Origin of the sequence: Streptomyces sp. 840.1 (genome assembly GCF_003751445.1) — a bacterium.
Taxonomy (GTDB): Bacteria; Actinomycetota; Actinomycetes; order Streptomycetales; family Streptomycetaceae; genus Streptomyces.
Genome location: NZ_RJUU01000003.1, coordinates 1,032,598 through 1,052,657, shown reverse-complemented (window position 1 = coordinate 1,052,657; position 20,060 = coordinate 1,032,598). Strand labels below are relative to the sequence as shown.

16 protein-coding genes are annotated in these 20,060 nt (G+C 73.7%); 10 read left to right on the top strand and 6 right to left on the bottom strand.

What is annotated here, in order from left to right; translation table 11 throughout:
- Positions 1 to 141 precede the first annotated feature (141 nt).
- Positions 142 to 1,407 (top strand): aminotransferase class I/II-fold pyridoxal phosphate-dependent enzyme, encoded by a 1,266-nt coding sequence (locus EDD93_RS37035; protein ID WP_123530978.1) that lies wholly within the window; start codon positions 142 to 144, stop codon positions 1,405 to 1,407.
- Between the two features lie 31 nt (positions 1,408 to 1,438).
- Here the strand turns inward: EDD93_RS37035 and EDD93_RS37030 are convergent, their stop codons facing one another.
- From EDD93_RS37030 to EDD93_RS37020, 3 genes are all read right to left on the bottom strand, one after another.
- Positions 1,439 to 2,059, bottom strand: coding sequence for a DedA family protein (locus EDD93_RS37030; RefSeq protein ID WP_123530976.1), 621 nt, complete (start codon positions 2,057 to 2,059; stop codon positions 1,439 to 1,441).
- Positions 2,056 to 2,838 (bottom strand): MBL fold metallo-hydrolase, encoded by a 783-nt coding sequence (locus EDD93_RS37025; RefSeq protein ID WP_123530974.1) that lies wholly within the window; start codon positions 2,836 to 2,838, stop codon positions 2,056 to 2,058. The genes EDD93_RS37030 and EDD93_RS37025 overlap by 4 nt, the downstream gene beginning before the upstream one ends.
- 78 nt (positions 2,839 to 2,916) lie before the next feature.
- Complete coding sequence (locus EDD93_RS37020; RefSeq protein WP_123530972.1) at positions 2,917 to 4,368, bottom strand: PucR family transcriptional regulator; 1,452 nt, start codon at positions 4,366 to 4,368, stop codon at positions 2,917 to 2,919.
- A 112-nt stretch (positions 4,369 to 4,480) separates the two neighbouring features.
- Here EDD93_RS37020 and EDD93_RS37015 point away from each other — a divergent pair, with 112 nt between their 5' ends.
- The 5 genes from EDD93_RS37015 to EDD93_RS36995 all read left to right on the top strand — a co-directional run bounded on the left by EDD93_RS37015 (position 4,481) and on the right by EDD93_RS36995 (position 10,766).
- Positions 4,481 to 6,016, top strand: coding sequence for a cytosine permease (locus EDD93_RS37015; RefSeq protein WP_123530970.1), 1,536 nt, complete (start codon positions 4,481 to 4,483; stop codon positions 6,014 to 6,016).
- A 42-nt stretch (positions 6,017 to 6,058) separates the two neighbouring features.
- The gene (locus tag EDD93_RS37010) at positions 6,059 to 6,466 is read left to right on the top strand and encodes a nuclear transport factor 2 family protein (protein WP_123530968.1); all 408 of its coding nucleotides are present in this window, start codon (positions 6,059 to 6,061) and stop codon (positions 6,464 to 6,466) included.
- 96 nt (positions 6,467 to 6,562) lie between these two features.
- A complete protein-coding gene (locus EDD93_RS37005) occupies positions 6,563 to 8,008 on the top strand; it encodes a gamma-aminobutyraldehyde dehydrogenase (protein ID WP_123530966.1) in 1,446 nt (481 codons plus the stop codon).
- A 136-nt stretch (positions 8,009 to 8,144) separates the two neighbouring features.
- Positions 8,145 to 8,549 carry a hypothetical protein gene (locus EDD93_RS37000; RefSeq protein ID WP_123530964.1) on the top strand — a complete coding sequence of 135 codons (405 nt, stop codon included), beginning with the start codon at positions 8,145 to 8,147 and terminating at the stop codon, positions 8,547 to 8,549.
- Between the two features lie 138 nt (positions 8,550 to 8,687).
- Positions 8,688 to 10,766, top strand: a complete 2,079-nt coding sequence (locus tag EDD93_RS36995) for a phage holin family protein (protein WP_123530962.1) — start codon at positions 8,688 to 8,690, stop codon at positions 10,764 to 10,766.
- 19 nt (positions 10,767 to 10,785) lie between these two features.
- Here the strand turns inward: EDD93_RS36995 and EDD93_RS36990 are convergent, their stop codons facing one another.
- From EDD93_RS36990 to EDD93_RS36980, 3 genes are all read right to left on the bottom strand, one after another.
- Positions 10,786 to 11,838, bottom strand: coding sequence for a LacI family DNA-binding transcriptional regulator (locus tag EDD93_RS36990; RefSeq protein WP_123530960.1), 1,053 nt, complete (start codon positions 11,836 to 11,838; stop codon positions 10,786 to 10,788).
- A gap of 74 nt (positions 11,839 to 11,912) precedes the next feature.
- On the bottom strand, positions 11,913 to 12,500 hold the full coding sequence (locus tag EDD93_RS36985) for a DUF305 domain-containing protein (protein ID WP_123530958.1): 588 nt from the start codon (positions 12,498 to 12,500) through the stop codon (positions 11,913 to 11,915).
- Between the two features lie 107 nt (positions 12,501 to 12,607).
- On the bottom strand, positions 12,608 to 13,567 hold the full coding sequence (locus EDD93_RS36980; protein ID WP_398906389.1) for a DUF1996 domain-containing protein: 960 nt from the start codon (positions 13,565 to 13,567) through the stop codon (positions 12,608 to 12,610).
- Positions 13,568 to 13,857: 290 nt separating this feature from the next.
- Between EDD93_RS36980 and ligA the strand changes: the two genes are divergently transcribed.
- From ligA to secD, 4 genes are all read left to right on the top strand, one after another.
- Positions 13,858 to 15,999, top strand: coding sequence for an NAD-dependent DNA ligase LigA (gene ligA, locus EDD93_RS36975; RefSeq protein WP_123530956.1), 2,142 nt, complete (start codon positions 13,858 to 13,860; stop codon positions 15,997 to 15,999).
- 137 nt (positions 16,000 to 16,136) lie between these two features.
- Entirely contained in the window at positions 16,137 to 16,955 is an 819-nt protein-coding gene (locus EDD93_RS36970) for a rod shape-determining protein (protein WP_123530954.1), read from the top strand.
- A complete protein-coding gene (locus EDD93_RS40760) occupies positions 16,952 to 17,713 on the top strand; it encodes a hypothetical protein (protein WP_123530952.1) in 762 nt (253 codons plus the stop codon). Before EDD93_RS36970 ends, EDD93_RS40760 begins: the two co-directional genes overlap by 4 nt.
- A gap of 32 nt (positions 17,714 to 17,745) precedes the next feature.
- Positions 17,746 to 20,043 carry a protein translocase subunit SecD gene (secD, locus tag EDD93_RS36960; RefSeq protein ID WP_123530950.1) on the top strand — a complete coding sequence of 766 codons (2,298 nt, stop codon included), beginning with the start codon at positions 17,746 to 17,748 and terminating at the stop codon, positions 20,041 to 20,043.
- Positions 20,044 to 20,060 lie beyond the last annotated feature (17 nt).

Genomic DNA, 20,060 nt, shown 5'->3' with positions numbered 1-20,060 from the left:
GGCGGGGCGGGTGTCAATGGGGCTGTCACGGCCGGTCCGGTTCCCGGCCCGCCGGGCGGCCCGCGCCATTCCCTCGTATAAAGGGGCTCACACGGCCCGGCCGACGGGCCGGCGGACCGAGCGGCGGCGAAGGAGGCCCGGATGGGCCGGGAGCGGACCGGGCGTCAGGGACGCGGGCGGGCCGGGCGCGACGCACCGGGAGTCCGGGAGGACCGCGGACCGGTGCGGTACGGGCCGCCCGCGCCGGGACCCGGCCTGCCGGTCCTGCCCGAACTGGCCGAGGTGCTGGCAGGAGCGGCGGGCAGCGCGGTGCCCGAGCCGGCCGGCGGTTCGGCGGAGCTGCGCGACGCCGCGCGCGGCTACTGGGAGCGGCGCGGACTGCGCGGCGGCCCCGAACACATCGCGGCCGCGCCGGGCACCTCCGCGCTGCTGCTCGCACTGATCGCCGCGCACGGCGGCGACGTGCTGATGCCGCGCCCCTGCCCCGCCGCCTGGATTCCGCAGGCCCGGCTGCTCGGCAGACCCGCCTACCACGTGCCGACCCCCGCGGAGTGCGGCGGCGTCCCCGACCCCTACGCGCTGCTGGAGACAGTGCGCCGGGTACGGGCCGAGGGCGGCCGGCCCCGGCTGCTGCTGATCTCTGTCGTCGACGACCCCACCGCCACCGTCGCGCCGCCCGAACTCGTACGGGAGGCCTGCGAGGCCGCCGTCGCGGAGGGGCTGCACATCGTCAGCGACGAGACCTGGCGCGACACCCTGCACCGGCCGCGCGACACGGTGCTGCTGAGCCCGGCCGAGATGTGCCCCGACGACGTGACGGTGATCTCCGACCTGACCGGTGCGCTGACCCCGTCGGCCTGGCCGGTCGCGGTCGCCCGGTTCCCGGACACCCGCCGGGCCGCCGTCCGCCACGCCCGCACGCTCGACATCCTCACCGCGCTCGGTGCCTTCGTCGCCGGTCCCGTCGCGGCCGCTGCCGCGCACGCGCTGCGCGAACCGGACGCGGTCACGGAGCGGGTCCGCCGGGCCTCGGCCATGCAGGCGCAGGTCGCCGCCGCCGCCCACCGGGCGGTCCTCGCCTCGGGCGCGCTGGCCCGGCCCCCGCAGGCCGGCCGCCACCTCTACGCGGACCTCGGCCCGCTCAGGTCCCGGCTCGCCGCCCGGGGGGTCACGGACTCGCTGGAGCTGGAGGAGTACCTGACGGAGCGGCTCGGCGCGCCGGTCCCCGGCGGCCACCGGTTCGGCGACGAGCTCGGGGCCCTGCGGGTGCGCCTGGGCACCGGGCCGCTGCTCGGGCCGACCCCGGAGCAGCAGCTGGAAGCCCTGGCCGCCGCCCGGCCGCTGGAACTGCCGCACGTCGCGGCAGCCCTCGGCATCTTCGCGTCGGCCCTCGACGAGCTGCGCTGACACCACCTGCACCCTCGAACCGCGCGCCCCGTCAGCGGCCGAACCGCACCCGCGCCCGGCGCCACAGCGCGGGCGCCCCGCTGATCAGCAGCGTCAGCCCGACCGCCGCCACCACGCCCTGCCACGGCTCGGGGAACAGCGAGCCGCCCAGAACGCCGATCAGCTGATACGTGGCGGCCCAGGCCAGACAGGCCGGTACATCCCCGCGGGCGAACCGACGCATCGGCATCCGCCCCAGCAGACACGCCAGCATCACCGGAATCCGCCCGGCGGGCACCAGCCGGGACAGCACCAGCACCATCGCGCCGTGCTCGTCGAGCTTCTGCTGCGCCTGCGCGAGCCGCTCCGGAGCGGCCCGCTCGCTGATTCCCCGCAGCCACTTGGAACCGTTCTTCGACCGCACCCCGCGCTGACCCAGCCAGTACAGGGAGATGTCCCCGAGGAACGCGGCCGCCGACGCCACCGCGAAGACGTACAGCAGCGCGAAGGGCGACGACTGGTGGAACGCCACCACCGCCGCCGAGCTCACCAGCGCGCCCGTCGGCACCACCGGCACCAGAGCGCCCAGCGCCACCAGCAGGAACAGCGACGGATAGCCGACCGCCTGCTGCGTCGACTCCGTGGGGAGCCGGCTCACGACCTCGTGGATCACCCGCCGGCCTCCGGCCGGACGTGCTCGCCGTGCTCCAGCCGGTGCACGGCCACCCCGGGCGCCACCAGCGCCGCCTGGCGGACGAACTCGTCACCCGGCGAATGGAACTCGTGCGGCCGGACCCCGTCCATCCCGATCGGCCAGTACGTGCCGTAGTGCACCGGCACGGCCGAGCGCGGCGACAGCCGGGTCAGCGCCTCGGCGGCGCGGGCCGCGTCGAGATGGCTGTGGCCCAGGTAGGGCCCCCAGCCGCCGACGGGCAGCAGCGCCACGTCCACCGGACCGACCGCCCGCGCCATGTCGTCGAACAGACCGGTGTCACCGGCGAAGTAGGTGCGCGCCGTGCCCTCGACGACGTAACCCAGCGCGGGGGAGCGGTGCGGGCCCACCGGCAGGCGCCGCCCGTCGTGCAGGGCCGGAACCGCGCGGATCCGCACCGCACCGACCGGCACCTCGTCGCCGGGCACGACCTCGGTGATCCGCAGCCCGCGCACCCGGCGAAGCAGCCGCAGCCCCGGGACCGCCCGGAGCGCGCCCATCGGCACGATCAGCCGGCCGCCCGGGGCGATGCGGGCCAGCGACGGCAGGTGCAGATGGTCGGAGTGCAGATGCGAGATCAGGACGACATCGGCGACCGCGGCCGCAGGACCGGGCAGCTCGCCGCGCCGGCGGCGCAGATGCGCGATGCGCCGTACGAAGAGGGGGTCGGTCAGGACCCTGACCCCGGAGTCCTCGATCGTGCAGGTGGCATGACCCCACCAGGTGACTTCCACCGGCACGCGCCGCCTCCTGTTCCCCGGGCCCCTTTGCCGGTCCGCTCCCGGACCCGCTGTCGAGCCTACGGCCCGTCGTTCCGCTCAGTCCGTGAGCCCCAGCGTGCCCGCCGCCTGGATCGCGAGCCAGACCTCGGCCAGCGCCCCCGTCGACCCCAGGTCCCGGTCGGCCAGCGTACCGAAGCGCCGCAGCCGGTAGGCGAGGGTGTTCGGATGGATGTGCAGGGCGGCCGCCGCCGTCTCCGTACGGCGGTCGCGCTCCATCCAGGTGCGGACCGAGACCAGCAGCTGCGAGTCATGGGCGGCGTCGTAGCGCAGCACCTCGCCGAGCACGTGCTCGACCAGCGCCGTCAGCACCGCCGGATCGTCCGGCAGCCAGCGCCCCGTCGAGTCGTCGCCGTAGCGGACCACGGGCCGGCCGGACTCCACGGCCTTGGACACCGCCCACAGCGCCTCCCGCTCCGCCACCCGCAGCGCGGCGCCCGGCAGGAAGGTCCGGCTCATCCCGGCCGCCACCCCCGGCAGCCCGCCGATCTCCGCGGCCAGCTCACCGGAGCCCAGCACATAGCGGTCCTCGCCCCAGGTCAGCAGCAGATGCGGCTGGTCCTGGAGACAGCGCAGCAGCGCCTCGTCCGTGGCCCCGCGCACCACGATCAGCACCGTGTCGCCCTCGATCGCGTGCCGCGCCAGCCGGCGCCGCGCCGTCTCGGGGTCGAGCACCTCCTGCAACAGCTCGGCCAGCGTCTCCGCGCCCTCGCGACGCAGCGTCTCGCGCTCGGTGCGCACCATCGCGACCCGCAGCGCCGCCACCGTGGCGATGTGCTGGACGACGGCGAGCCCGGCGGGCTGGGCGCCCTCCCGCTCGTACGCCACCAGGAACCCCGCCGGACCGCCCGGCGCCGGCACCGGCAGCACGAAGCCGCCAGGAATCGTCGGCGGCGCGTCCGCCGACGCGGGCAGCACCCCCGCCCCGGGCACCGGCACCCCGGGCAGCAGCGGACGCCCCTGCGGGGTGCAGAGATAGACGTCGTACCCCGACAGGCGCTCCAGCCGGCGCAGCAGCGTGGGGGTGTCCAGGTCCTCGGCCACCAGCCAGCGCAGCGAGCCGAACACCTGGAGCTGGGCGCCCAGCCGGTGGCGCGCGTCCTCCTGCACCGAGGCGGCCACCTCCTGGGAGACGGCGATGAACGGGACCGCGAGCGGCACCTCGAGGACCGGGAACCCGCGCTCCTCGGCCGCCCTGAAGAACGCGTCGTGCAGCGGCGGCATGTGCAGCTGCGCAGAGAGCGCCAGCGCGGAGACACCGGCGTCGTCCAGCCGCTCCAGGTACGCCCGCTGGCCCGCCGCCGTACGCGGCACCGCGAGACCCGCCGTCATGATCACCTCGGCGCCCAGCAGCCAGGGTGTCGGATCGGCGAGCTCACTGGCGTGCGCCCAGGAGACGGACCGGCCGAGACCGCCGCTGCCCGCCCGCACGGTGAGCTGGAGCGCCGGGTACGAGAGGAGATCCTCGACCGTCAGTTTGTTGGTGGCCACAGAAAGGAGGGTATCCCTCTGTGACTTTCACAATTGCCCGCCGTCGCCGGGGCCCACACACTGAGGGGCCAGTCCCCGCGCATGAACAGCACGAACAGCAGGTGGAGCGCCCGTGACGACCTCGATCACCGAAGTCGAGACCAACGGAGTGGAGCGGATTCCGGACGCGGACCGCACCGCCCGCCCCGTCGACCTCTTCCGGCTCGCCTTCGGCGGCGCCAACACCTTCGCGACCTGCGTGCTGGGCGCCTTCCCGATCCTGTTCGGCCTCTCCTTCCGGCAGGGCCTCGCCGCGACCGTCCTCGGCCTCGTCGCCGGCGCGCTGCTGCTCGCCCCCATGTCGCTGTTCGGCCCGCGCAACGGCACCAACAACGCCGTCTCCTCCTCCGCCCACCTCGGTGTGCACGGCAGGGTCGTCGGCTCGTTCCTCTCGCTGCTCACCGCCGTCGCGTTCTTCTCGATCTCGGTCTGGTCGTCCGGCGACGCGCTCGTGGGCGGCGCACACCGGCTGGTGGACGTCCCCGAGTCCGACCTCACCTACGGCATCGCCTACGCGATCTTCGCCGGGCTCGTCCTGGTGGTCTGCGTCTACGGCTTCCGCTTCATGCTGATGGTCAACAAGATCGCGGTGGTGGCGGCCTCCGCCCTGTTCGTACTGGGGGCCTTCGCCTTCGCGGGGGACTTCGACGCCGGGTACGCGGGCTCCTTCGCCTCCACCGCCGACCCGCTGTTCTGGCCGTCCTTCATCGGCGCCGCGCTGATCGTGCTGTCCAACCCGGTCTCCTTCGGCGCGTTCCTCGGCGACTGGTCGCGCTACATCCCGGCCGACACCCCGCGCCGCCGCGTCATGGGTGCGGCCTTCCTCGCCCAGATCGCCACGCTGCTGCCCTTCGTCTTCGGCCTCGCCACCGCGTCGATCATCGCCACCAAGGCCGCGAAGTACGTCGACCCGGCAGCCCCCAACTACGTCGGCGGGCTGCTCGCGATCTCGCCCGGCTGGTATTTCCTGCCGCTCTGTCTGATCGCCCTGATCGGCGGACTCTCCACCGGCACGACCGCGCTGTACGGCACCGGCCTCGACGTCTCCAGCGTGTTCACCCGCTTCAGCCGCGTCCAGTCGACGTATCTCATCGGCGCCCTGTCGATCGCCTTCATCTTCGTCGGCCGCTTCGCGCTCAACCTCGCCCAGTCCATCTCCACGTTCGCCACCCTGATCATCACCTGCACCGCCCCCTGGATGATCGTGATGGCCCTCGGCTACGTCACCAGGCGCGGCTGGTACGACACGGACGCCCTCCAGGTCTTCAACCGCAGGCAGACCGGCGGCCGCTACTGGTTCAACCACGGCTGGAACTGGCGCGGCCTGTCCACCTGGCTGCTCTCCGCCGGAGTCGCGCTCCTCTTCACCAACCTGCCCGGCCAGTTCGTCGGCCCGCTCGGCGACCTCGCGAACGGTACGGACATCTCGCTGCCGGTCGGCCTGGCCCTCGCCGCGGTGCTCTACCTCGGCCTGCTGACGCTCTTCCCCGAACCGCGTGCGGTCTACGGGCCGGACGGGCCCCGGTTCGTCCGGGCCTCCGGCACCCCCGTCCCGCCGATCGCCGGCGCCGACGAACAGCCCGCCCCCGCACCGGCCGCGGCACTCTGACCCCCGCCTCCTTCCCAGCCCCCCGCACCCAGGAGCCGTTCCATGAGCACGCCCGTCCGGGACACCGAGCAGGTCCGCGCCGCCGCCGACGCGCTCGTCGCCGCCTTCGCCGAGGGCCGCCTCGACGACTACTTCGGCGCCTTCGCCCCCGACGCGACCTTCGTCTTCCACTCCACCCCGCGGCGGCTCGGCTCCACCGCCGAGTACCGCGCGCTCTGGCAGGAGTGGGTGGACCAGGACGACTTCCGCATCCTCGGCTGCACCTCCACCGGGCAGCTGATCCAGCACTTCGGCTCCACCGCCGTCTTCAGCCACGACGTGGAGACCACGGTCTCCACCAAGCAGGGTGTGGAGACGGTCCACGAGCGCGAGACGATCGTCTTCGCCCGCACCGACGACGGCGGCTGGCCCGCCGTCCACGAGCACCTGTCCGCCCGGACGGCCGGCTGACCCACAGCGGCCCGCCCGCGCCCGTCCCCCGGCCCACAGCGGCCCCGCCCACGGCTCCCACGCCGCCCGACCACGAGAGAAAACGGTCTGCCCCGCATGCCCCTCACGTTCCGCAACTTCATCGACGGTGTCCCCTCGGACGCCTCGGACGGCCGCACGCTCGACGTCGTGGACCCGGTGACCGGTGAGGTCTACGCGACCTCCCCGCTCTCCGGACCGGCCGACGTCGACGCGGCGATGGCCGCCGCCGCGGCGGCCTTCCCCGTCTGGCGCGACACCACCCCCGCCGTGCGCCAGCTGGCCCTCCTGCGGATCGCGGACGCCATGGAGGCGCGGGCCGACGAACTGGTCGCCGCCGAGAGCCGGGACACCGGCAAGCCGCTGCACCTCACCCGCAGCGAGGAGCTGGCCCCCGCCATCGACCAGATCCGCTTCTTCGCGGGTGCGGCCAGGATGCTGGAGGGCCGCTCGGCCGGCGAGTACATGGACGGCATGACCTCGATCATCCGCCGCGAGCCGGTCGGGGTCTGCGCCCAGGTCGCCCCCTGGAACTACCCCCTCATGATGGCCGTCTGGAAGTTCGCCCCGGCGCTCGCCGCGGGCAACGCCGTGGTCATCAAGCCGTCCGACACCACCCCGGCCTCCACCGTCCTGACCGCCGAGATCATCGGCGGGGTACTGGACTCGCTGGAACTGCCGCGCGGCATCTTCAACGTGGTCTGCGGCGACCGCGAGACCGGCCGGCTGATGGTCGAGCACCCGACCCCCGCGATGGCCTCCATCACCGGTTCGGTCCGGGCCGGCATCCAGGTCGCCCAGAGCGCGGCCATGGACGTCAAGCGCGTCCACCTGGAGCTCGGCGGCAAGGCCCCCGCCGTCGTCTTCGAGGACGCGGACCTGGCGAAGGCGGTCGACGACCTGATCGTCGGCGGCTTCTTCAACGCCGGACAGGACTGCACCGCCGCCACCCGCATCCTGGTCCACGAGTCCGTCCACGACGAGTTCGTCACCGCGCTCGCCAAGGCCGCCGCCGGCACGAAGACCGGGCAGCCGGACGACGAGGACGTGCTCTACGGCCCCCTCAACAACGCCAACCAGCTCGCCCAGGTCAGCGGCTTCATCGAGCGCCTCCCCGAGCACGCCACCGTCGAGGCGGGCGGCCACCGCGTCGGCGAGAGCGGCTACTTCTACGCCCCGACCGTCGTCTCCGGCCTGAAGCAGGACGACGAGATCGTGCAGAACGAGGTCTTCGGCCCCGTGATGACCGTCCAGTCGTTCACGGACGAGGCCCAGGCCGTCGCGTACGCCAACGGCGTCGACTACGCCCTGGCCTCCTCGGTGTGGACCAGGGACCACGCCCGCGCCATGCGGATGTCCAAGAACCTCGACTTCGGCTGCGTGTGGATCAACACCCACATGGCACTGGTCGCCGAGATGCCGCACGGCGGGTTCAAGAAGTCCGGCTACGGCAAGGACCTCTCCGCGTACGGCTTCGAGGACTACACCCGGATCAAGCACGTCATGACCTCCCTCGACGGCTGACCCCGGGAACGGGCGCGCCCGCCGCCCACGGCCGGCGCGCCCGCTCCCGTGCGCCCCCGCCCGCCCTGCCACGCGCCTTCTTGTACGGCAGGCCGGGGCGTAGGGTCGCAGGACGCCTAGCACGGGGAGAACGGCCATGGGGGACGTACGGGTGGCGGCCATCGCCAGTCTCACGCCGCTGGAGGAGCTCGACAGCGACCCCTTCCTCGTGGACACCCGCAGCCAGCACGACATGTGCGCCCGCTGGGCCGCCGACAAGGGCTACGTCGTCACCCGGCAGCTGCGCCTCTACGGACTGCCCCCCGACCACCAGTCGCTCTGGGCCGACGTCGAGGACGGCGAGGTCGAACTCTTCGTCGCCCCCAACGACCGGGTGCTCGCACGGGCCGTCGCATCGGTGCCCCGCTTCACCGAGGAGTGCGAGCGGCGCGGCGTACGCCTGGAGATCGCCGGTCTCGACGAGCCGCTCTACAGCTCCCGGACGAAGGCCGGCGTGCACCGCAGGCTGTCCATGCCGACCGCCGGATACGACGGCTCCTGAGCGGCCCGGCCGCCGACCGCCGGCCGAAGGGGCCCTCCCGCTGTGAAAAACTGGACCGGGGCCCGGAACAGCGGGGCCCGGACGTGAGGTGGCGGCGGCGTGGGTGACGGGCGATGGCGGAGAGCCGGAAGCGCCCTGATGCGAGTGATTGTGGTGTGGGCGGTCTCGACGCTCACCATGCTGGTGCTCGCCGGGATTCTGCCGGACTTCCAGCTCCAGTCGAGCGACGGCGACAGCATCACCAAGACCGCGTTCACCGCGGCGTGGGGCGCCGGCGCGTTCGGCCTGCTCTCCGCACTGGTCTGGCCGGTGCTGGTACGGGCCCTGCTCATCGTGCCGGCCCTGGTCCTGGGCATGCTGGTCTTCTTCCTCAACGGCTCGCTGCTGCTGATAGCGCTGCGCCTCATCCCGGACGGGCGCGGCGCGGCCGACCCGCAGATGGCCGTCGTCGTCGCGGCCGTGATGTCCGCCGTCGCATCGGCCACCTCTACCGCCCTCGCCGTCCGTGACGACAACGCCTACCGCCGCCGGCTGTCGCGCCTCGCCGGCCGCCGGCGCCGCCGCAGCGGCAGCGGCGCCGGCACGGACGGGGGGCCGCCCGGCACGGTCTTCATCCAGCTCGACGGAGTCGGCCACGACGTCCTCGCGCGGGCCGCCGCCGACGGCCTGATGCCGACCGTCGCGCACTGGCTGGCAGACGGGGACGGCCACCGGCTCACCCCGTGGCGCACCGACTGGTCCAGCCAGACCGGCGCCAGCCAGCTCGGCATCCTGCACGGCACCAACTTCGACGTCCCGGCCTTCCGCTGGTACGAGAAGGAGACCGGCGACGTCATGGTCTCCAGCAGACCGGCCAGCGCCCTCGAAATGCAGCGCCGGGCCGTCGTACGCACCCGGGACGGCGGACTCCTCACGCTGGACGGGGCCGGCCGGGGCAACCTCTTCAGCGGCGGCGCCGACCAGCTCGCGCTCGTCCTGTCCATGGCCGCCAGACGCGGCAAGGGACGCCGCTCCCGGGCCGGGTACTTCGCCTACTTCGCGGACCCGGCCAACGCCGTCCGCACCGCGCTGTCGTTCGTCGCCGAGGTCGGCCGGGAGATCGGCCAGTCGACCCGGGCCCGCATCCGCAAGGAGACCCCCCGGATCAAGCGCGGTGGGCTGTACCCCTTCATCCGGGCCTTCGCGACCGTCGTCGAACGCGATGTGGTGGTCGCCGCCGTCATGGGCGACATGTTCGCGGGACGGACCGCGGTCTACGCCGACCTGGTCGCGTACGACGAGGTGGCCCACCATTCCGGGCCGCGCAGCCGGGACGCCGAGAAGGTCCTCGCCCGGCTGGACCGGACCCTCGCGCTGATCGTCAAGGTCGCCGAACAATCCCCGCGCACCTACCGGATCGTGCTCCTGTCCGACCACGGCCAGAGCCCGGGGGAGACCTTCGCGGGGGTGTACGGGCTGACCCTGAAGGACCTGGTGCGGGCGGGCAGCGGACTGCCGGTGCCCCGCCGGGCGCAGCGCACCCGCAGCGGCTCCGAGGCGCGTGACGCGGTACGGATCGCGCTGCACCGCCCGGTCGAGGGGGGCCGGCAGGAGAACCTGGCGAATCCCTCGGACCCGGTCGTCCTCGCCTCCGGCAACCTCGGGCTGATCTCCTTCCCCGACATAGCGGGACGCGCCTCGCTGGAGCAGCTGGAGAGCCGCCACCCCGCGCTGCTCGGCACGCTCGCCAACCACCCCGGCATCGGCTTCCTGCTGGTGCGCGGCGAGGCCCACGGATCGGTGGTCCTGGCGCGCGGCGGGATCAGCGTCCCGGTGGCGGAACTGCGCGACGGGGAAGGGCCGCTGGCCCCCTTCGGCCCGGGAGCGGCGGCCGCGGTCCGGCGCACCGACACCTTCCCGCACGTCGCGGACGTCATGGTCAACTCGATGTACGACCCGGAAGCGGGCACCGTGCACGCCTTCGAGGAGCAGATCGGTTCGCACGGGGGCCTGGGCGGCGAGCAGTCCCGGCCCTTCCTGCTCTGGCCGCGCGGGATGACGGACCCGCTCGACGCGGCCGCCCCCGAAGGTGCGCGGCGGCCGGACGAGCTGGTCGGCGCGGAGGCCGTGCACCGGGTCCTGAGGCGCTGGCTGAACGAGGTCTCGGGGCCGCAGGTGCCCCTGGGGCAGCCGGACCGGGCGGGCGACGCCGACGCGGGCACCGGAGCGCGGGGCTGAACCCCGTACCCCGGGAGTGTCAGGACGACCGGCGCCGTACCAGGTCCGGGTGGAAGATGACCGACGGGACCGGCTCGCCCGGACTGCCGATCTGCTTCAGCAGCAGCCGGGCCATCTCCGCGGACATCTCCTCCACCGGCTGCCGGACCGTCGTGAGCGGCGGATCGCAGGCCGTGGCCGCGCTGCTGTCGTCGAACCCGACGAGGGCGATGTCGTCGGGAATCTCCTTGCCGGCCCGCAGCAGCACCGGAAGGGCGCCCAGCGCCATCAGGTCCGACGCGATGAACACCGCGTCCAGGTCCGGACGCTCGTCGAGCAGCCGCTTCATCGCGTGGGCGCCGCCCGTGTGCGTGAAATCGCCCTCCGAGGCCGTCACGTCCCGGATGCCGTGCACCGCCAGCGCGTCCAGGAAACCCGTCAGCCGCGCCTGACCGGCCGGCATGTCCTGCGGGCCCGACACCGTTCCGATCCGGCGGCGGCCCAGCGAGACCAGGTGATCGGCGGCCAGTTGCGCCCCCGCCCGCTGGTCGGCCTCGACATAGGTGAGCGGGGTGGGCCGGCGCGGCTCTCCCGCGAGCACGGCGGGCAGCCGGGTGTCGTGCAGCAGCCCCGGCAGCGGGTCGTCCGCGTGCGAGGAGATGAGCACCACCCCGTCGACGTGGCCGTGGCGCAGGTAGGACAGCAGCTGGTCGCGGGAGGACTGGTCGTCGGCCAGCATCAGCACCAGCTGGATTCCGGCCGGGCGCAGGACTTCGAGCAGCCCGCTGACCACCCGCCCGAAGTACGGATCGGAGAACATCCGGCCTATGAAGGGCTCGGAGACCGGGCGCCGCTCCCGTTCCGAGACGACGAGCGCGACCGAGTCCGTGCGCCGGGTCACCAGCGAGCGGGCGGCGCGGTTGGGGACGTATCCGGTGGCGTCCACGGCCTCCTGGACCAGCCGGCGCAGCGCCGGGTCCACGGTGGTCGCGCCGTTGATCACCCGGGAGACGGTGGCCCGTGACACTCCCGCCACGGCGGCCACGTCCTCCAGGGTGGCGGGGCGCGCGGGCAGCGGTGCGTCGGCAGTCATGCAGCCCTTTATACCGGGCGGTACGAGCGGTCCGGAAACGCGTACCGGCTGCCGCGGCCGCCCGGCTCCGGGCGTCAGCCGGCCGCCTCGGACGGGCCCGGAAGCAGGTCGAGTGCGGCGAGTTCGGCCGTGCGCGCCGACACCAGGGCAGTGGCCAGCCGTCTGGCGTCGGGTCTGGTCCCGGACTTCGCCTCGGAGCGCGACACCTGGGCGGACTGGCTCAGATGCTCGCGGACCAACGTCATGAGAACGCGGTCGAACGCCCGGCCCTCGGCGGCGCGGGCCCGTTCGAGGTCGGGCTCCGTCACCATCCCCGGCATGTCGTGCCCCTCGTGCACATTGGTGTCCGGCAGCCCCATCCTGGCCAGCAGCGGGCGCAACCGGGCGAGTTCGCCGTTCTGCGCGGTACGGAGTCCGGCCGCCCAGCGGCGTACCCGCGGATCGGCGGTGCGCTGCCCGGCGAGCGTGAGCAGCGCCACGGCCTGCTCGTTCATCGGGGTCATCAGCTGGGCCCAGGCGGCGTCCGTCGGATCGGCCGGGGCGCCGGTGGCGGACGTGGTTGCGGGGGCCGGTGCGGCCTCGGGCCCGGTGCCGGCCGGGGCCGAGCATCCGGCCAGGAGGAGGAGCAGGGACAGTGCCGCGGTGCTGCGGGCCGCGTTCATGACGAGATCCTCGGGGGAAGGGCCCGCCCGGGGCGTGGGGCCCCGGGCGGGAGTCGGACGGACGGCGGCGGTTCAGCCGGTGGCCGGGGGTGGTGGCCGGTGGCCGGTCAGGGGGTGCCGTCGGCCCCGCACTTCACGATGGCGTTGATGCAGTCGCGGACGCGCTGGGCCATCTCTGCCTCGGGCCACACGTTGAAGAAGTCACCGTGCATGGTGTAGCCGGGGCCGGACGCCAGCCGGAACCGGGCCGGGTCGCCGTTGACCGGGTAGCGGAGCACCTGACGCAGCTTGGGCACCGGGACCGGGTGGGTCGAGGGGCATTCGCCGTTGACCGGGTACGACATGTGGCTCTTGTGGTCGGCGGAGTCGAGGTCCTTGCCGTTCCAGCACTGCGGGAAGTCCAGGTACGACTCCAGCATCGCGTCCGCCGGGCAGTTCACGAAGTCGTGCGAGGGGTTGACCTCTCCGTGGTGGAGGCACGACCAGCGCGAGATCGTGTTGTCGTCGGGACCGGCCGCCTTGGCATTGCCGGCGACGATGCGCAGCCCGCGCGGGAAGGGCCGGATCCGCTGGATGACATCGTCCCGGACCCCCTCGCCCAGGTAGTAGAACGTGGTGCCGGTGGGTTCGACCTCCTTGCCGCCGTCGTACAGGGTCGGCACCCAGTACGACGACAGGTCCGTGTCGGGCGAGCAGCTGCTCCTGGCCTTCTCCAGCGAGGCGAGGTCGGAGTTGCCGTTCGTCGAGTCGTTGCCGAAGAAGCTGTGCATGTGCGAGGCGCCGGGCAGACCGGGGAACACGATCGGGTCGTCGGGCGCCCGGTGGGTGTACGGGCATTCGGCCAGGAACTCGGCCACCCGGACGACGTCCGCGGCGGCCTCGGCGGCCGGTGCGGCGCTCGTGCCCGGACCGGCGGACGCGCTGCCGGTGGCGGACTGGAGGAAGGACACGGTGAGAGCGGCGGCGACGAGCCCCGCGATGCGGTACCGCCGGCGCGGCAGGGACGCCCGGTGGCTCTGCCGGCCGGTGGGCAGGTGGTCGCGGACTCGATGACGGAAGAAGAGCACGGCACTCCTGTTCGGAGGAAGTGGGGGATTCCTTGATCGTGAGAGAGAGCGCTCTCTCAAAGGAACGTAAAGTGGTGCCCTGGACATGTCAACAGACTGCGCAGTCCCTCAACTAGCTGCCGTTTGCAGCTTGTTGAGGCATTGGTTGAGTGGGAGAGCGCTCTCTCGCCATCCTTTCGGATGCGACTTCCCGGACGGCCGGCACGCACCGGGGCGGGCGGCGGTCCAACGAGGGCGCGGGGCCTCTGCGGCACTTCGCCGCAGGGGCGTTGTCAGTGGTGGGCGGCAGTATGGAGGGCATGACGAACTCAGCTGTTGTGCTCGCCGATACCGCTGCCTACGCCGTCGCGGTGGAAGAGGCGTCGCAGGCCGCCGCCGCGTACTACGCCACGGGCGAGAGCACGCTCGACGACGATGCGTACGACCGGCTGGCGCGCGCGATCGCCGCGTACGAACTGGCCCATCCGCAGGAGGTGCTGGCCGATTCGCCGACCGGCAAGGTGGCGGGCGGCGCGGCCGTCGGGGATGTCCCGCACACCGTGCCGATGCTCTCCCTGGACAACGTTTTCTCGGCCGGGCAGTTCGTCACCTGGACCGCCTCGCTGGAGCGCCGGATAGGCAGGCCGGTCGCCGCCTGGAGCGTCGAGCCGAAGCTCGACGGCCTCGCGGTCGCCGCCCGTTACCGCGAGGGCAGGCTGGAGCGGCTGATTACCCGCGGCGACGGCACGGCCGGTGAGGACGTGTCGCACGCGATCGGCACCGTCGCCGGTCTCCCCGCACGGCTCACCGAGCCGGTCACGATCGAGATGCGCGGCGAGATCCTGATGACGGCCGAGCAGTTCGAACAGGCCAACGCCATCCGCACCGAGCACGGCGGCGCGCCCTTCGCCAACGCGCGCAACGGCGCGGCGGGCACCCTGCGCGCCAAGGACCGCCCCTACACCGTGGAGATGACGTTCTTCGCGTACGGCGCCCTGGCGCTGCCCGAATCCGGCGAGCCGGCCGGCACCCTGGCCGAACTGCCCCACAGCGAGGTCCTGGAATACGCCGCGAAGCTCGGCGTGCACACCGCGGCGGACACGGACGTGGCGCCGCGCACCGTCACCACCGCCGAGGACGTCCAGCTGCGGGTCGAGGAAATCGCGGCGCTGCGGGCCTCGTTGCCCTTCGGGATCGACGGCATCGTGATCAAGGCCGACCTCGCGGCGGACCAGCGCGAGGCCGGCTCGGGCACCCGTGCCCCGCGCTGGGCCATCGCGTACAAGCTGCCGGCCGTCGAGAAGGTCACCCGGCTCCTGGGCGTCGAGTGGAACGTGGGCCGGACCGGCATCATCGCGCCGAGGGCGGTGCTGGAGCCGGTCGAGATCGACGGATCGACCGTCAGCTACGCCACGCTCCACAACCCGGCCGACATCACCCGCCGCGATCTGCGCCTGGGCGACCACGTGATGGTCTACAAGGCGGGCGACATCATCCCCCGGATCGAGGCCCCGGTCGCCCACCTGCGGACCGGCGAGGAACAGCCGGTCGAGTTCCCGGAGGCCTGCCCGCAGTGCGGCTCCGAGATCGACACGAGAGAGCAGCGCTGGCGCTGTGTCCGGGGCCGGAACTGCCGCCTCGTCGCCTCCGTCTCGTACGCGGCCGGGCGCGACCAGCTCGATATCGAGGGGCTCGGCGCGACCCGCGTCGTCCAGCTCGTCGACGCCGGACTTGTCTCGGACTTCGCGGATCTGTTCGTCCTGGAGCGCGAGCAGCTGCTGGCGCTGGAGCGGATGGGTGACACCAGCACGGACAATCTGCTGGCCGCGATCGACGCGGCGCGCGCCCAGCCGCTCTCACGGGTGTTCTGTGCGCTGGGGGTACGCGGCACCGGACGCTCCATGTCGCGGCGGATCGCCCGGTACTTCGCGCACATGGACCGCATCAGAGCGGCCGACGCCGAGACGCTGCAGCTCGTCGACGGGATCGGCAAGGAGAAGGCCGGGGGAGTGGTCGCGGAGCTGGTGGAGCTGGCGCCGCTGATCGAGAAGCTCGTCGCCGCCGGGGTCAACATGACGGAGCCGGGCGCGACCCCGCCCCCGGAGCCGGGCCGGCAGGCGGACGCGGGGGGCGAGAGCGCGGACGGGGAAGGTGCGGACGGGGAAGGTGCGGACGGCGAGGGTGCGGACGAGCGGCCGCTCGACGGGATGACCGTGGTGGTCACCGGTGCCATGACGGGAGCGCTGGAGAAGCTCTCGCGCAACGAGATGAACGAGCTGATCGAGCGGGCGGGTGGCAAGGCCTCCTCCAGCGTCTCCAAGCGCACCACGCTTCTGGTGGCCGGTGAGAAGGCCGGATCCAAGCGGACCAAGGCCGAGGACCTGGGCGTCCGGATCGCCGCCCCCGAGGAGTTCGCCGGGCTGGTCGAGGAATTCCTGCCGCACCGGGTGTGACGGGATCGGCCCTTGGATTTTGCGTGGGAGTGGCTTTCTTTGCCTGCCTATTGCATAGTGAGGGATCGGTCATGCCTCGCTATCAGCGGGTCAATGGGTGTGCGAACGGCTGCGTCTGGGGCCGGGGGTGAGGGGCGATGCGTTCTTTGCGCGACGGACAGCGACACGTCCGCTCCGCTCACCGGCAGCACCGGGGAGCGACCCGGGGGCTCGCGCTCGACCTCGGCAGCTCCAGGACCCGTGCCTGGATCCCCGGACAGGGTCTCGTGTCCGACACCGGGAACGGCCCCGGCGGTGAGTACGGCCGGGGCGGCCCGGTCCGGCGCGGACGCATCGTCGACACCGAGTCGTGCGGGCGGATGCTCGGCCGTATCGCGGACATGGCACTGGGCGCCGACCGCGACGACACCGTGATCGTCCTCAGCCACCCCGTACTCGCGGGCTCCGAACACCGCGCCGCCGCGCGGGAGATCCTCGGCGCGCTCGGCCCTTCGCGCGTCGTCGTGCTGGACAGCGCCAGGGCCGCCGCCGCGTGCGCGGGGCCGCAGGACGGCGGGCCGCTGCTCGTCGTCGACGCCGGTGCCGAACTGACCGAGGCGACGCTCCTGGTGGACGGGCGGGTCCGCGACGCCCGGCTGGCCGAGACCGGGCTCAGCGACCTGGGCCCCGGCGAACCGCCCACCGCCGTCGTCCGGGCCGTCCTGGACATGGTCATGGCTATGTGGCAGCAGGACCGGCACGGCGCGGTGCTCGGCGCGCTCCGCAAGGGCCCGTTGCTCGCCGGAGGCGGCGCGCTGCGCCCGGACGTCACCGACCGGATCGCGGTCCGCCTCGGCGTCGCGGTCCGGCTCCCGGACGACCCGGCGACCACCGTCGTGCGCGGGGCCGGGATGTTCCTCAGCTCCGCGCTCCGCCACGGAGCCGTCGAACCCGCCCTGCCCGGCCGAGCCGGGTGACCCCCCTCCCGGGGGCGCCCCGGGGCGACGCGCACCCGCAGGACGGGCCGGACACCCCGCCGCGCCGCCGCCGCGCGGCTTCGGCGCGGCGGTACCTCGCCGCGCTGCTCCTCGCGGTCCTCGCTGTCGCAGGCGGTGCGCCCGCCGCCGTCGGAGCCGGGCTGCCCGCCCGGACGTCGGCCGGCCCGGTGCCCCCCGCCGGGCTCGGCACCGGCACCAGCGCCGGGCTCGGCACCAGCGCCGGGCTCAGCACCAGAGCCGGGCTCGGCACAGGCACCGGGCTCGGCGCCGGGCTCAGCACCAGCGCCAGGCTCGGCACAGGCACCGGGCTCAGCACCGGCGCCGCGCCCGGCCCGATTCCGCGCCCCGGGCTCAACCCCGGCAGTCGCACCAGCCACGATCCCGGCACCGCCGCCACCCGTACCGGTGCGCACACGCATACCCGGACCCGGGCCGGCGCCGTTGCCGAAGGGCTCCGGCCGGGGCCGGTGACCGCGCCCCGGCCGTGGGCCGCCGCCGAGCATCCCCGTCCCCCTCAGCACCTTCCGCCGCCCGGACCCGGCGCCCCGCTCCCGCGCCCGCCCGGTCTCCTGCCGCCGCACCCCGTCCCCGCAAGCCTTCCGGCCGCACCCCCGGCCGCCGCGGCCCACCGCTTCCGCGCCGCGCTGCCCGGTGTGCGCGGGCCTCCGGGCCGGGCCGTTCACCGGCCGTGGGACCTGTCACCGGTCCCGTCCCGTACCCCTGCCGCGGCACCCTGACCGAGGGGCCCGGCGCCCCTCGGAGGAAACCCATGACTCGCGCCACCACGGTGCGGGCGGTGCTGGCTGCGGCCGTACTGCTCGTAGCCGTGCTCATCACGCTGACCATGTCCCCCAGACTCGGCCTCGATCTCCAGGGCGGCACCAGGATGGTGCTCCAGGCCAAGGACTCCGCCACCGCGAAGGCGGACCGCGAGAGCACCGACCGCACCCTGGAGGTGCTGCGTAAGCGCATCGACTCGCTCGGCGTCGCGGAACCGACCCTGACCCGCTCCGGCGAGGACCGGATCATCGTCGAACTCCCGGACGTCCAGGACCCGCGCAAGGCCGCCGAGGTCATCGGCAGAACCGCCCAGCTGACCTTCCACGCCGTACAGGGCCCCGGAGCGCCCGACGGCCCGGGGGCAGAGGACACGACGGTGCTCCCCGACGAGCAGGGCCGCCGCCTCGCGCTCGGCCCTGCCGCGCTCTCCGGCGCGGGCGTCAAGGACGCCTCCGCCTCGTTCGACGCCCAGCAGGGCGCCGGCTGGTCCGTCTCCCTCGACTTCCACAAGGACGCCGGGCGGGACTGGACCAGGCTGACCGGCGAGGCGGCGTGCCACCCGGTCGCCGACGAGCGGCGCCGGGTCGCCATCGTCCTGGACAAGCAGGTGATCTCCTCGCCGCAGGTCTCCCCGACCGTCGGCTGCGACACCGGTCTGCCCTCCGGGTCCACTCAGATCACCGGCTCCTTCAGCGCCGACGAGGCCCGCGAACTCGCGCTGCTGATCCAGGGCGGCGCACTGCCGGTGCCCGTCGAGATCGTCGAGCAGCGGACCGTCGGCCCGACGCTCGGCGCCGCCGCCATCGACGCCAGCGCCCGAGCCGCCCTCATCGGCGCCGCGGCCACGGCGCTGTTCATCACCGTCGTCTACCGGCTGTTCGGCGCCCTCGCCGCCGTCGCGCTCGGCGCCTACGGAGTGATCTCATACGCGGCGCTCGTCGCACTCGGCGTCACGCTCACCCTGCCCGGACTCGCCGGCTTCGTCCTGGCCATCGGCATGGCGGTCGACGCCAACGTGCTGGTCTTCGAACGGGCCAGGGAGGAACACGCACAGCATCCGGGCCGTCCCCTGCGGACCTCGCTGACCGCCGGATTCCGCCATGCCTGGAGCGCCGTCGCGGACTCCAACGTGACGACGCTGATCGCTGCGGGGCTGCTCTTCTTCCTCGGCTCGGGACCGGTCAAGGGCTTCGGCGTCACCCTCGGCATCGGGGTCCTCGCGTCGATGTTCTCCGCGCTGGTCATCGCCCGCGCCCTCACCGAGATCGCCGCGGGCTCCACGTTCGTCGGTGACTACCGGGGCATCAACGGCATCGCGAGCCCCGGCCGGGTGCGGACCTGGCTGAACCGCCGCGATCCGCAGCTGATGCGCTCCCCGCGGCGCTGGCTGCTGGTCTCCGCGGTGCTGGTCGCCGTCGCCGTGACCGGCATCCTGGTGCGTGGGGTCAACCTCGGCGTCGAGTTCACCGGCGGCCGCCTCGTCGAGTACGCGACCAGCCGCCCGGTCGACGTGGAGACGGCCCGTTCCGCGCTGGCCGGCGCGGGCTTCGCCGACGCCGAGGTCACCACGGCGGGCGCGGGCGACATCTCGGTGCGGACCGGAGCGCTCGACAACGCCGGCGAGCACACCCTGCGCGCCGCGCTGGCCCAGGAGGGCGGCGAGACCACCAAGGTCCGGGACGAGCTCATCGGGCCCAGCCTGGGCGACGAACTGCGGCGCAACGCGTTGATCGCGCTGGCCATCGCCGTACTCGTCCAACTCGTCTATCTGGCGGTCCGGTTCCGCTGGACGTTCGCGGTGGCCTCGGTCGGGGCACTGGTCCACGACGTGATCATTCTGGTCGGCGCCTTCGCCTGGCTGGGACGCACCGTGGACGGCATCTTCCTGGCGGCGCTCCTGACCGTCATCGGCTACTCCGTCAACGACTCGGTGGTGGTCTTCGACCGGGTGCGGGAGCTGTGGGCCAGGGCCCGCCGCGAGCCGCTGGGGAGCGTGGCGAACCGGGCCGTCCTGCAGACGGTGCCCAGAACCGTCAACACCGGGATGGGCGCCCTGTTCATCCTCGTCGCGCTGGCCGTCCTGGGCGGCGACTCGCTCGCGGACTTCGCCCTCGCCCTGCTGATCGGCATCGTCGTCGGAACGTACTCCTCGGTCATGACCGCGGTGCCGGCCGCGCTGCTCCTGGAACGCGGCAGCAAGGCTCCGCCGCCGGTCCGCAAGGGCGCCCCGCGCGGCAGACCAGGCGCCGGGCGCCGGGACCCGCTCGACAACGGGGCACGCGTGTAGCCCCGGCCGCTTCCCCT

Bases quoted from the DNA above. Each gene is read 5' to 3' on its own strand.
- EDD93_RS37010 (WP_123530968.1), top strand. From the start codon at position 6,059: ATGAGCACGCCCGTCCGGGACACCGAGCAGGTCCGCGCCGCCGCCGAC.
- EDD93_RS36985 (WP_123530958.1), bottom strand. From the start codon at position 12,500: ATGAACGCGGCCCGCAGCACCGCGGCACTGTCCCTGCTCCTCCTCCTG.
- EDD93_RS36990 (WP_123530960.1), bottom strand. From the start codon at position 11,838: ATGACTGCCGACGCACCGCTGCCCGCGCGCCCCGCCACCCTGGAGGAC.
- ligA (WP_123530956.1), top strand. From the start codon at position 13,858: ATGGAGGGCATGACGAACTCAGCTGTTGTGCTCGCCGATACCGCTGCC.
- EDD93_RS37000 (WP_123530964.1), top strand. From the start codon at position 8,145: ATGGGGGACGTACGGGTGGCGGCCATCGCCAGTCTCACGCCGCTGGAG.
- EDD93_RS36995 (WP_123530962.1), top strand. From the start codon at position 8,688: ATGCGAGTGATTGTGGTGTGGGCGGTCTCGACGCTCACCATGCTGGTG.
- EDD93_RS37035 (WP_123530978.1), top strand. From the start codon at position 142: ATGGGCCGGGAGCGGACCGGGCGTCAGGGACGCGGGCGGGCCGGGCGC.
- EDD93_RS36970 (WP_123530954.1), top strand. From the start codon at position 16,137: ATGCGTTCTTTGCGCGACGGACAGCGACACGTCCGCTCCGCTCACCGG.
- EDD93_RS37005 (WP_123530966.1), top strand. From the start codon at position 6,563: ATGCCCCTCACGTTCCGCAACTTCATCGACGGTGTCCCCTCGGACGCC.
- secD (WP_123530950.1), top strand. From the start codon at position 17,746: ATGACTCGCGCCACCACGGTGCGGGCGGTGCTGGCTGCGGCCGTACTG.